Source organism: Streptococcus sanguinis (assembly GCF_050225395.1).
Taxonomy (GTDB): domain Bacteria; phylum Bacillota; class Bacilli; order Lactobacillales; family Streptococcaceae; genus Streptococcus.
On record NZ_CP071431.1, the window covers coordinates 547,111 to 559,876 of the forward strand.

Below are 12,766 nucleotides of genomic sequence, written 5' to 3' on the forward strand. Positions count from 1 at the left end.
ACAAACTTTGATGATTTTGTCTCTAAAAAATGGACAAAAGCTTTCTTGAATTTCAAAAAATAGGTTTGTGAATTTTTTAGATTTGTGATAGAATAGTATGGAATTTTGAATTCAACAATTAAATAGATTTGGAGTAAAAACATGGACCTATTTCCTATAATTATGTCTGTTTTTGCTGCCATCATTGGTTTAGTGATTGGATATGTAAGTGTCTCGGCTAAGATGAAATCATCTAAAGAAGCTGCAGAGCTTACTCTTTTAAATGCTGAACAAGAAGCAACCAATTTACGCGGACAAGCTGAACGCGAAGCTGATTTGATTGTCAAAGAAGCCAAGCGAGAAACAAGTTCGCTTAAAAAAGAAGCACTTTTGGAGGCAAAAGAAGAAGCCAGAAAATATCGTGAACAAGTTGATGCAGAATTTAAGTCTGAACGTCAAGAGTTAAAACAAATCGAAAGCCGCTTGACAGAGCGTGCTTCTACCCTTGACCGCAAAGACGATAATTTAAGCAACAAAGAAAAGGCTTTGGAGCAAAAAGAACAAAGTCTCTCAGATAAATCTAAACACATTGATGCGCGTGAAGAACAAGTAGCGGAACTTGAAAAGCAGAAGGCAGCAGAGCTGGAGCGAGTTGCTTCGTTATCGCAGACAGAAGCGCGTGATATTATTTTGACGCAGACCGAGGACAAGCTTTCTAAAGAGATTGCGACTAGGATTCGGGATGCGGAGCAAGATATCAAAGAGCGGTCTGACAAGGTTGCGAAGAATATCTTGGTCCAAGCTATGCAGCGTATTGCCGGTGATTATGTCGCTGAGCAAACCAACTCAACGGTGCATCTGCCAGATGACAGTATGAAGGGCCGGATTATTGGCCGTGAAGGTCGCAATATTCGGACTTTTGAAAGTCTGACTGGTATTGATGTCATCATTGATGATACGCCTGAAGTGGTTACTCTCTCAGGTTTTGATCCGATTCGCCGCGAGATTGCTCGTATGACTATGGAAGCACTCTTGAAAGATGGTCGCATTCATCCAGCCCGCATTGAGGAGTTGGTTGAGAAGAACCGTCTGGAAATTGACAATCGCATCCGTGAGTACGGAGAAGCCGCAGCTTATGAAATCGGAGCACCTAACCTGCATCCTGATCTGATGAAAATCATGGGTCGTTTGCAGTTCCGTACTTCTTATGGCCAGAACGTCCTGCGTCACTCTATTGAAGTTGCCAAGCTTTCCGGCATCATTGCTGCTGAGTTGGGTGAAAATGCCAATTTAGCCCGCCGTGCTGGATTTCTCCATGATATTGGTAAGTCTATTGACCGTGAGGTTGAAGGCAGCCACGTGGAAATCGGAACAGAACTGGCTCGTAAGTACAAGGAGCATCCAGTTGTTGTTAATACGATTGCCAGCCACCACGGAGATGTGGAAGCAGAAAGTGTCATTGCTGTTATCGTAGCTGCAGCAGACGCTCTCAGTGCTGCTCGTCCAGGTGCTCGCAGTGAATCTCTGGAAAGCTATATCAAGCGTCTCCAAGATTTGGAAGAAATCGCTAATAGCTTCAAGGGTGTCAAGAACAGCTTTGCTTTACAAGCCGGTCGTGAAATCCGGATTATGGTTCAGCCGGACAAGATTAAGGATGACAAGATTACGATTTTGGCTCACGATGTTCGTGAAAAGATCGAAAATAACTTAGAATATCCAGGCAATATCAAGGTAACAGTTATCCGTGAGATGCGAGCCGTTGACTACGCAAAATAAAGAAGAAATGCAGTCTGGTAACAGATTGCTTTTTTCTTGAATGTTCTGCTGGCCTATTTGGTTTTCCGTATGATTGCTTGCTTATTTTTTCTATTTTCTCAAAACTCTAGACACATACATTTCTTCCTATCCTCTTGAAATATCAGCCTAATTTTGTTACACTAGATAGAAAGACTGTGAAGGAGACATGATGACGGAACGAGGCTTACTAATCGTCTTTTCTGGTCCCTCTGGTGTAGGAAAAGGGACTGTTAGACGAGAAATTTTTGAAAGCACTGATAACCAATTCCAGTACTCGGTATCCATGACGACTCGTCCTCAGCGTCCAGGTGAAGTGGATGGAGTTGACTATTTCTTCCGCACTCGCGAGGAGTTTGAAGAGCTGATTCGTCAGGGACAGATGCTGGAGTACGCAGAGTATGTAGGAAACTACTACGGGACGCCTCTGACTTATGTCAATGAAACGTTGGATAAAGGTATTGATGTCTTCTTAGAGATTGAGGTTCAGGGAGCTTTGCAAGTCAAGAAAAAAGTTCCAGATGCCGTCTTTATTTTTTTGACTCCTCCAGACTTAGAAGAACTCAAAGACCGCTTGGTCGGCCGTGGGACAGACAGTGCTGAGATTATCGCCCAGCGCATTGAAAAGGCCAAAGAAGAAATTGCCCTCATGCGCGAGTATGATTATGCCATTGTCAATGATCAGGTTCCGCTGGCTGCCGACCGAGTCAAGCGCGTGATTGAAGCAGAGCATTTCCGAGTAGACCGTGTTATCGGCCGTTATCAGGACATGCTTCCAAAAAATGAAACGATTATTCGATAGAAAGTTAGAAATTAGGTAGAAAATTATGATGTTAAAACCGTCTATTGACACTTTGCTGGACAAGGTTCCGTCAAAATATTCCTTGGTTATTTTAGAAGCTAAGCGTGCGCATGAGCTTGAAGCTGGAGCTCCCGCTACGCAGGAATTCAAGTCTGTCAAATCCACTCTTCGTGCTTTGGAAGAAATTGAATCCGGCAATGTCGTTATCCATCCAGATCCAGAAGGCAAGCGCGAGGCAGTTCGCCGTCGGGCAGAAGAAGAGCGCCTTCGTAAAGAAGAAGAAGAACGCAAGATTAAAGAGCAAATCGCTAAAGAAAAAGAAGAAGGTGAGAAGATTTAAGGTTGGGGATGCTCAATCTTATTTTTTCTGTAATGATGTTTAGGAAAGTGGGGTGAGAATGTGAAGCTAGCAAAGATTATTGTGGATGTTCCTCTGATGCAGACGGACAAGCCCTATAGTTATGCTATTCCAGAAGAGTTTGCAGGAATGCTGACAGCTGGCATGCGAGTCCATGTCCCTTTTGGGCAGGGAAATCGCCTGATTCAGGGGATAGTGGTCGGCTTTGATGAGACGGGAGGCCAAGAAGAGCTGAAGGAAATTGCGGAAGTCCTTGATTTCAGTCCCGTGCTGAATCAGGAACAGCTCTGGCTGGCGGATGAGCTGCGTAAGTCAGTCTTTTCCTATAAGATTACCCTTTTAAAAGCCATGCTGCCTAGTCTTCTCAACTCCAGCTATGATAAACTACTCTATCCGACGGAGCTGCTGAATGATGAGGAACGTTCAGCTATCTTTGGTCAGGAGGACAGCCTTCGCTTTTCTGATTTGGACAAGAAAAGCCAGGCCAAGCTGATGCGACTGACCCAAACTGGCCGCATTCGGCTGGAGTATCAGGCGACGGACAAGAAGCATATTAAGACTGAGAAATGGTATCAGGTCAATCATACCGCTCTGCAAAATCATGACCTTCCCCGACAAGCTAAGAAAAAACAAGCATTAAAAGAAGTCTTGCTGGAGCAGCAGGACAGCCAGCTTTTGGCTGATTTGCGAGAAAACTTTTCGCGCGATATTATTAATTACTTTATCAAAGAAAACCTAATTAGCATTGAGGATAGAGAAATCAGCCGTTCTGCTGCTTATTTCCAAAAGGAGCGGCAGCAGCAAAGCCTGACCTTAAATGATGAACAAGCTGCAGCGGTTGCGGCAATCACTCAGAAAATTGGTCAGAGTCATTCTCAGCCAGTCCTCTTAGAAGGGGTCACGGGCAGTGGGAAGACCGAAGTTTACCTACAGGTCATCGCAGAGGCACTGGCCCAAGGCAAGACCGCTATCATGCTGGTTCCAGAGATCTCTCTGACTCCGCAGGTTACTGACCGCTTTATTTCTAGATTTGGCGACCAAGTTGCTATTTTGCATTCAGGCCTGTCTGACGGTGAGAAATATGATGAATGGCGCAAGGTGGAGCGAGGAGCTGCCCAGGTTGTTGTCGGCGCGCGTTCAGCTATTTTTGCTCCGCTGACAAATATTGGAGCCATTATCATTGATGAAGAGCATGAATCCTCTTATAAGCAGGATTCCAATCCTCGCTATCATGCCAGAGAGGTGGCTCTCCTGCGAGCTCAGTACAATCAAGCTGTTTTAGTGCTGGGTTCGGCAACTCCGAGCTTGGAGAGCCGTGCCCGAGCAAGCCGTGGAGTCTATGATTTTCAGCTGCTCAGCAAGCGCGCAAATCCGCTGGCGCAGATTCCTCAAGTGGAAGTGGTGGATTTTCGGGATTACATCGGGCAGCATGAAGCCAGTAATTTCACCCCGGTTCTGCTAAAGGCTATTCAAGATCGTCTGGATAAGGGAGAGCAGACGGTTCTTATGCTCAACAGGCGGGGGTATTCCAGCTTTGTTATGTGTCGGGAATGCGGGACCGTTGATAGCTGTCCTAACTGTGATATTTCTCTGACCCTGCATATGGACACCAAGACCATGAACTGCCACTACTGTGGTTTTACTAAGAATATTCCTCAGAGTTGTCCTAACTGTGCCAGCCGCAGCATTCGCTATTATGGGACTGGGACGCAGAAAGCTTATGATGAGTTGGTTCAGCTCTTTCCTCAGGCTCGCATTTTGAGGATGGATGTAGATACAACCCGTAAGAAGGGCAGTCATGAAGCTATTTTAGAAAGCTTTGGTCAAGGGGAGGCAGATATTCTCTTAGGCACCCAGATGATTGCTAAGGGGCTGGATTTTCCAAACGTGACGCTGGTTGGTGTACTCAATGCGGATACTGCTCTCAATCTGCCGGACTTTCGCTCTTCAGAACGAACCTTCCAGCTGCTGACTCAGGTGGCAGGCCGTGCTGGTCGGGCTGAAAAGGCTGGTCAGGTCTTTATCCAGTCCTATAATCCTCATCATTATGCCATTGAGTTTGCCAAGCAGCAGGATTACGAGGGCTTTTATGCTTATGAAATGGGAATCCGCCGGCAGCTAGGTTATCCGCCATATTACTTTACGGTCGGCCTGACTCTGTCACACAAGGATGAAGAGACAGCAGTGCGAAAAGCTTATGAAGTTATGGATATTCTGCGGAGCGGTCTGTCAGAAAAAGTGCAAATCCTGGGTCCAACGCCGAAGCCGATTGCCCGCACCCACAATCTCTATCATTATCAGATTCTACTCAAATATCGCTTTGAGGACAAGCTGCAGGCGACGCTAAATCAAGTCTTGGACTGGACGCAGAATCGGGACAATAAAGATTTACGCCTGACAATTGATAATGAGCCACAAAATTTTATGTGAAGCATTTTAGCCGAGATTAAGGTTGTTGTAGACGACTTCTGATATAATAAGGGAAGGAACAAAGAAGGAATCAATAGTTGAAAATGATGAAAATAATATTTATGGGAACACCGGACTTCTCAGCGACTGTCCTAAAAGGGCTGCTGGACAGCGGTCAATATGAAGTGTTAGCAGTGGTAACGCAGCCGGATCGTGCCGTCGGTCGAAAAAGAGAGATTCGCATGACTCCAGTAAAAGAGTTAGCCTTGGAATACAAGCTTCCGGTTTATCAACCGGAAAAGCTAGCTCAAAGCTCAGATTTAGAGGAGTTGATGAACTTAGAAGCAGATGGTATTGTCACAGCTGCTTTTGGGCAGTTTTTGCCTAGCCGCTTGCTGGACAGTGTTGACTTTGCGGTGAATGTTCATGCCTCTTTGCTGCCTAAATACCGAGGTGGTGCACCCATTCACTATGCTCTGATCAATGGCGATGAGCAAGCGGGTGTTACGATTATGGAAATGGTCAAGGAGATGGATGCTGGAGATATGATAGCCAGTAAGGCGACGCCGATTGAAGAGACTGACAATGTCGGAACTCTCTTTGAAAAATTGGCGCTTATCGGTCGAGATCTGTTATTGGATGTTCTGCCAGCTTATAGGGCTGGGCAGATTATCCCTCAGCCGCAGGATCCTAGTCAGGTCACTTTCTCTCCGAATATCAGCCCAGAAGAAGAGAGGATAGACTGGAGCAAAACAAACCGCCAAATTTTCAATCAAATTCGTGGCATGTATCCTTGGCCAGTAGCTCATACCTTGCTGCAGGGGCAACGCTTTAAGATTTACGAAGCAGATATGATGGCTGGTAGCGGTCAGCCGGGACAGATATTGTCTATTAGTAAAAAAGAACTGGTGGTTGCAGCTGGTAAGGGAGCCCTCTCGCTGAAGACGGTTCAGCCTGCTGGTAAGCCCAAGATGGCTATCGTTGATTTTTTGAATGGACTGGGCCGCAGCCTGTCCCTAGGAGATACTTTTGGAAAGTAAGCAAAAAACGGCCCGTTGGCAGGCCTTGGAAATTTTGGAAGAAGTTTTTGAAGAAGGAGCCTATTCCAATATCGCCTTAAACCGGGCTTTGAGTCAAAGTCCGCTGAGTCAAGCAGATAAAGGTCTGGTAACAGAGCTGGTTTACGGCACAGTTGCTCGGAAAATCACTCTGGAATGGTATCTTTCCCATCTGATTGAGGATAGGGATAAATTAGATAACTGGCTCTACATTCTGCTTATGCTCAGTCTGTACCAGATGCTCTATCTGGACAAAATCCCTCAGCATGCAGCTGTTCATGAGGCTATTGAGATTGCGAAAATACGTAAACGAGGCAGCGAAAAATTTGCCAATGCCTTGTTACGTAGGATTGAGCGTGAGGGTGTGGCTGATTTTGAAACAATCAAGCGCAAAAACAAGCGCTATTCGATCCAGTATTCTTTGCCGGTCTGGCTGGTCAAAGACCTGATAGAAGAGTTTGGCGAAGAAAGAGCTCTAGCTATCTTTGCCAGTCTCTTTGTTCGCAGCAAGGCCAGCATTCGCGTGACGGATATGTCGCGCAAGGCAGAGCTTCGCCAGCTTTTAGGGGCTGAGGACTCGCTCTTATCTCCGTCAGCCTTGGTTAAAAGACAGGGGCATTTTGCTGGGCATCAGCTCTTTGAAAGCGGAGCGATTACGATTCAGGATGAGTCTAGCCAGCTTGTGGCTCCAACTCTGGACATCGAAGGAGAGGAGGAGATTTTGGATGCTTGCAGTGCACCGGGCGGCAAGACTGTCCACATGGCTTCCTATCTGACGAACGGTCACATTACAGCCTTAGATCTCTACGATCATAAGTTAGAGCTCGTAGAAGAAAATGCAGAAAGACTGGGCTTGGCTGATAAAATCACTACGAAAAAGCTAGACGCGACCAAGGTGTTTGAGACATTTGGCCCAGATGCTTTCGATAAAATCCTGGTGGACGCTCCTTGCTCAGGTATTGGCTTAATTCGCCGCAAACCAGATATAAAATATAATAAAGAAAATGCAGATTTTGAGAATTTACAAAAAATTCAGCTGGATATACTAGACAGCGTTTGTCAAAGTCTACGTAAAGGTGGTATAATAGCTTATAGTACTTGCACGATTATGGCCAAAGAGAATTTTGAGGTTGTTGAGAAATTTCTGGCCAGTCATCCGAATTTTGAGCAAGTCTTATTAGACCATGAAAGAAAAGATATCGTCAAAGACGGCTGTATCTTGATTACGCCGGAATTATATGAAAGCGACGGATTTTTTATCAGTCAATTTAGGAAGATATCGGAATAAGAGGAGGAAACTGACAGTATGGAAATTTCATTATTAACAGATGTTGGTCAAAAGCGTACAAATAACCAAGATTATGCCAATCTTTTTGTGAATCGGGCGGGCAAGACCCTTATCATCTTGGCAGATGGTATGGGCGGTCACAGAGCTGGAAACATTGCCAGCGAAATGGCTGTGACAGACTTAGGAGCTGCCTGGGTTGATACACAGATTGATTCGGTGAATCAGGTGCGTGAATGGTTTGCGGAGAACTTGGAAGAGGAAAATCAGCGCATTCATCAATTTGGTCAAGATGAAGAATACAAGGGCATGGGAACGACTTTGGAAGCCTTGGCTATTATTGATAATCAAGCCATCTATGCCCATATCGGTGATTCTCGCATCGGCCTGATTCGTGGTGATGAATACCGCCAGCTGACTAATGATCACTCGCTTGTTAATGCTTTGTTGAAAGCTGGGCAGATTACTCCAGAAGAAGCAGAGCGTCATCCGCAGAAGAATATCATTACCCAGTCTATTGGTCAAAAAGACGAAGTGCAGCCTGACTATGGCATGATTACCTTGGAAGATGGTGACTATCTTCTGCTCAACAGTGACGGTCTGACCAATATGATTTCAGACAGTGAAATTTGTGACATTGTCACCAGCGACATCAGCCTGTCTGAAAAAACAGAAACCTTAATTCGCTTTGCCAACAATGCTGGAGGACTGGATAACATCACAGTTGCTCTGGTTCGCTTTGACAAGGAGGATAAGGCATGATTCAAATCGGCAAAATCTTTGCCGGGCGATATAAAATCATCAAGCAGATTGGCCGCGGAGGCATGGCAGATGTCTATTTGGCCAAGGACTTGATTTTGGATGGTGAGGAAGTTGCGGTAAAGGTTCTTAGGACCAATTACCAGACAGATCCTATCGCTGTCGCGCGTTTCCAGCGGGAAGCCAAGGCGATGGCTGACTTGGACCATCCGCACATCGTTCGGATTACTGATATTGGGGAAGAAGATGGCCAGCAGTATCTGGCTATGGAATACGTGGCAGGTCTTGACCTCAAGCGCTATATCAAAGAGAATTCTCCGATTTCAAATGAAGAAGCAGTCAGAATCATGGGACAAATCTTGCTGGCAATGCGCTTAGCGCATACACGCGGCATTGTCCATCGTGACCTGAAACCACAAAATGTCCTCTTAACCCCGGATGGCAATGCCAAGGTAACAGACTTTGGGATTGCGGTGGCCTTTGCAGAGACAAGTCTGACTCAGACTAACTCAATGCTAGGCTCGGTTCATTATCTATCACCTGAGCAGGCACGTGGTTCTAAAGCAACTGTTCAGAGTGACATTTATGCGATGGGGATTATTTTTTATGAGATGCTGACAGGTCATATCCCTTATGATGGGGATAGTGCCGTTACGATTGCTCTGCAGCATTTTCAAAAGCCGTTGCCATCCATCATTTCTGAAAATCCTAATGTGCCTCAGGCCTTGGAAAATGTTGTCATTAAGGCAACAGCCAAAAAACTGACGGATCGTTATCAGTCAGTTGCTGAGATGTATGTTGACTTGTCCAGCAGCTTATCCTATGAGCGCCGCAATGAAAAGAAATTGATCTTTGATGATGTTGCGAAAGCAGACACCAAGACCTTGCCAAAAATCTCACCTGTACCGCAGCCAGCAGTTCCACCTGTTAAGCCAACTCCAGCTAAAACGGAAGCGGATGAAGTTAAGGAAGAGACAGCTGATGCGGTTAAGAAAGTTCCAAAGAAACGTCGTTTGAGAACGCGTTACAAGGTACTTTTCTTTGCAGTCCTATTGGTTTTGGCGGCTTTTGTTGTCCTTCTTTATAATAGCCCGTCTAATACTAGCGTGCCAGATGTTTCTGGTCAGACTGTGGCAGAGGCTCGCTCCGCTATCGAAGCTAAGAAGCTGGTTGTCGGAGACGAAAAGGAAGAATACAGCGACAATGTCGAATCTGGCAAAGTCATTAAAACTGATCCACAGGCCAATAGTCAGCGCCGCGAAGGCAGCAAGATTGACCTGATTATTTCCAAGGGACCCAAGACCTTTGTAATGGAAGATTATGTCGGTCAAGCAAAATCAGCCGTGGTTGAAAATCTGAAAACAAACTATAATGTTTCTGAGAAATTGATTGAGATTGTTGAGGAAGAATCGGACGAGTACGAGCCAGGTCAGGTGATTCGTCAGTCTCCGGCAGCTGGTTCGACCTATGATTTGACTTCTAATCATAAGATTAAGCTGACAGTGGCGAAAGAAGTGACTAGTGTGTCCATGCCTGACTTTGGCAGCATGCAGTACACCTACGCCAATGCACGGTCTTACTTGATCCAAATGGGAATTTCTTCTTCCCGAATTGAGCGAGTTGTTGACCGTTCGGTCACTTCGACTCAGGCAGACTTGGTAACTTCCCAGTCACCAGCAGCAGGTCAGACAATCGATCTCAAGTCTAATGAAAAAATCACTCTTTACGTGACAGAAGCAACAACACCATCGTCATCTAGTTCGTCATCATCATCGTCTAGCAGTAGCTCAAAGAGCAGCTCATCGTCTGAAGATAGTGGACATGGAACAAGTTCTAGCTCATCTGATAGTTGATTAATAAACCGTCCATTTTAAGTTTTTTAGCTTAAAACGGATGGTTTTTCTTTTTTGCTGGACAAATTTCCCTATTTCATGCCTTGGACGGAGGTTTTTTGGTTTAATTTTGTTAAAATAGGAAGGTAGAGAAAGGAAACGGCTATGTGGAAGGTTCAATTATTTGTCTTTGTTGAAACAGTCTTATTATCCATGGCATTGGTGACCATGTTGGCAGCTGATTTTTCACGAGTTGTCATTATCTTGGTCCTTTTTTTGCTGCTGCTCTATTATTACTTCGGCAAGCAAAAAGGGAATTTTCTGCTGGTTGCTTCCATGATTATGCTGTTTTTCATTATCATGCTCAATCCCTACGTCATTGCTGCCCTTTTATTCGCGCTGGTTTATGGAATGATTGTGGCCTACCCATACATTTATAAGGAAAATCAAGAAACCCATCTCGTTTACGAAGAAGATGTGGAAATTCAGAGTGAGAAGAATCGCTGGTTGGGGGACCTGCAGCATTTTTCTAAGGATAGCTGTCAATTCCACGACATCAATCTCTTGCGCATTGTTGGGAAAGACACCATTCATTTGGAAGACGTGATTTTGGTCAACCATGATAATGTCATTGTCATTCGAAAGGGGTTTGGTGATACCAAGATTATTGTGCCGCTGGATGTGGAAATTCAGCTGCAAATCAATACTCTTTACGGGGAACTGAACTTTCTGCATCATCCATCCCGCAAGCTGCGCAATGAAACCATTTCGCTGACGACACCAGACTATAAACGGGCCAATAAGACAGTGAAGATTGTCCTCGTCAGCTTCTTAGGAAATGTGGAGGTTGTCAGAAAGTGAAGAAATCAAATTATTTTCTCATTCTCCTCTATACTTTCTTTGTCTTATTTATCATCTTTCACTATATTTTCAATATTTTTGATTTTACTTGGCAGGAGCTCTTTGATGATTTGGAGTTGTTGCAGTCATTTGTTTTCTTTGTTGTGATTATTGGTTTATCACTGACCATTCTGATTGTGATAGCAGCCCGCTTGATACAATATCTGTCGGTAGCCCATGTGCAAAAAAATCTTCGGCGTTTGCTGGATGGACGGAGGCTGGAGCCGACAGATCAGCCTGAACTGGATAGCTCTCTGCATCAGCTTGAGAGAAGGCTGCACCGTCTGACAGAAAATCTCCAAAAGTCTGAGAACCAAACCCTGCAGACGGAAGAGAAAATTATCGAAAAAGAACGGCGGCGGATTGCGCGCGATTTGCACGATACTGTCAGTCAGGAATTATTTGCAGCCAATATGATTCTTTCAGGAGTGGCTGGAAATGTAGAACGGCTTGATGGAGAAAAGCTGCAAAAACAGCTCAAGGGGATTGCCGATATTCTTGACACAGCCCAGAAGGATTTGCGGATTCTTCTGCTCCATCTACGGCCTACAGAGTTGGAAAATAAGACTCTGGTAGAAGGCATGGATGTGATTATCAAGGAGCTGACTGATAAAAGCGACATTGATGTTCACTTCAATCATCAGGTTGGGCATCTACCCAAACAGATGGAGGAGCATGTTTTCAGAATCATGCAGGAAATTATTAACAACACATTGCGCCATGCCCAGGCCAGTCGGCTGGATATTTACCTCTATCAGGCACCTAATGAACTTAAAATCAAGGTGTCTGATAATGGCGTCGGTTTTGATCCGTTGGCTCAGGATGAACTCAGCTACGGCTTGAAAAATATGGAAGACCGTGTACGGGATATGGCGGGTACCTTTAAGCTTTTGACAGCCCCCAGAAAAGGTCTTTCTATTGAAATAACGATACCTTTACTAGAAGGAGAAAATCATGAAGATATTGTTAGTGGATGATCACCAAATGGTCAGATTGGGATTGAAAAGTTACCTGGAACTGCAAGAGGATATAGCAGAGGTATCCGAAGCAGTCAATGGCAAAGAAGGTGTGGAGAAGGCTTTGGCAAGTCGTCCGGATGTGATTATCATGGATATTGTCATGCCTGAGATGAATGGGATTGAAGCGACACTGGCCATTTTAAAAGAGTGGCCAGAAGCAAAAATTCTGATTTTGACTTCTTATCTGGATAATGAAAAAATCTATCCAGTTCTGGATGCAGGGGCCCACGGATATATGCTTAAGACTTCCAGCGCTGAAGAAATTCTGCGTGCCGTTAAAAAAGTGGCCAAGGGAGAATTTGCCATTGAAACAGAGGTCAGCAAGAAGGTGGAATATCATCGCAACCATATCGAGCTTCACGAGGATTTGACAGCTCGCGAGCGTGATATTTTGGGGCTTTTAGCCAAGGGTTATGAAAATCAACGGATTGCGGATGAGCTTTTCATTTCCCTCAAAACGGTTAAGACTCATGTCTCCAATATCCTGTCCAAATTGGAGGTGAGCGACCGCACGCAAGCAGTTGTTTATGCTTTTCAGCACCATCTTGTCCCACAAGAAGACTTTTAATGG

General features: G+C 45.0%; 11 protein-coding genes. All 11 read left to right on the forward strand.

Translation table 11 applies throughout. The features are described from left to right. Window positions 1-141 precede the first annotated feature (141 nt). The 11 genes from J1C81_RS02765 (at window position 142) to J1C81_RS02815 (ending at window position 12,763) form a co-directional block, all read left to right on the forward strand. A complete protein-coding gene (locus J1C81_RS02765) occupies window positions 142-1,755 on the forward strand; it encodes a ribonuclease Y (RefSeq protein ID WP_002893506.1) in 1,614 nt (537 codons plus the stop codon). A 187-nt stretch (window positions 1,756-1,942) separates the two neighbouring features. Next, the gene (gene gmk, locus J1C81_RS02770; RefSeq protein WP_002893505.1) at window positions 1,943-2,575 is read left to right on the forward strand and encodes a guanylate kinase; all 633 of its coding nucleotides are present in this window, start codon (window positions 1,943-1,945) and stop codon (window positions 2,573-2,575) included. 25 nt (window positions 2,576-2,600) lie between these two features. Further along, window positions 2,601-2,915: a DNA-directed RNA polymerase subunit omega gene (rpoZ, locus tag J1C81_RS02775; protein ID WP_002893503.1), complete on the forward strand. Its 315-nt coding sequence runs from the start codon at window positions 2,601-2,603 to the stop codon at window positions 2,913-2,915. Between the two features lie 60 nt (window positions 2,916-2,975). Further along, window positions 2,976-5,363 carry a primosomal protein N' gene (locus J1C81_RS02780; protein WP_002916287.1) on the forward strand — a complete coding sequence of 796 codons (2,388 nt, stop codon included), beginning with the start codon at window positions 2,976-2,978 and terminating at the stop codon, window positions 5,361-5,363. A gap of 83 nt (window positions 5,364-5,446) precedes the next feature. Next, window positions 5,447-6,382 (forward strand): methionyl-tRNA formyltransferase, encoded by a 936-nt coding sequence (gene fmt, locus J1C81_RS02785; RefSeq protein WP_002905187.1) that lies wholly within the window; start codon window positions 5,447-5,449, stop codon window positions 6,380-6,382. Further along, the gene (gene rsmB / locus J1C81_RS02790) at window positions 6,372-7,688 is read left to right on the forward strand and encodes a 16S rRNA (cytosine(967)-C(5))-methyltransferase RsmB (RefSeq protein WP_002905186.1); all 1,317 of its coding nucleotides are present in this window, start codon (window positions 6,372-6,374) and stop codon (window positions 7,686-7,688) included. Before fmt ends, rsmB begins: the two co-directional genes overlap by 11 nt. 18 nt (window positions 7,689-7,706) lie before the next feature. Continuing rightward, window positions 7,707-8,447 carry a Stp1/IreP family PP2C-type Ser/Thr phosphatase gene (locus J1C81_RS02795; protein ID WP_002896965.1) on the forward strand — a complete coding sequence of 247 codons (741 nt, stop codon included), beginning with the start codon at window positions 7,707-7,709 and terminating at the stop codon, window positions 8,445-8,447. Next, the gene (pknB, locus tag J1C81_RS02800; protein ID WP_002916284.1) at window positions 8,444-10,297 is read left to right on the forward strand and encodes a Stk1 family PASTA domain-containing Ser/Thr kinase; all 1,854 of its coding nucleotides are present in this window, start codon (window positions 8,444-8,446) and stop codon (window positions 10,295-10,297) included. The genes J1C81_RS02795 and pknB overlap by 4 nt, the downstream gene beginning before the upstream one ends. Before the next feature lie 144 nt (window positions 10,298-10,441). Beyond that, a complete protein-coding gene (gene liaF / locus J1C81_RS02805; protein ID WP_002893496.1) occupies window positions 10,442-11,137 on the forward strand; it encodes a cell wall-active antibiotics response protein LiaF in 696 nt (231 codons plus the stop codon). Beyond that, the gene (locus J1C81_RS02810; RefSeq protein ID WP_002916275.1) at window positions 11,134-12,153 is read left to right on the forward strand and encodes a sensor histidine kinase; all 1,020 of its coding nucleotides are present in this window, start codon (window positions 11,134-11,136) and stop codon (window positions 12,151-12,153) included. The genes liaF and J1C81_RS02810 overlap by 4 nt, the downstream gene beginning before the upstream one ends. Further along, entirely contained in the window at window positions 12,131-12,763 is a 633-nt protein-coding gene (locus tag J1C81_RS02815) for a response regulator transcription factor (protein WP_002893493.1), read from the forward strand. Before J1C81_RS02810 ends, J1C81_RS02815 begins: the two co-directional genes overlap by 23 nt. Window positions 12,764-12,766: the final 3 nt, after the last annotated feature.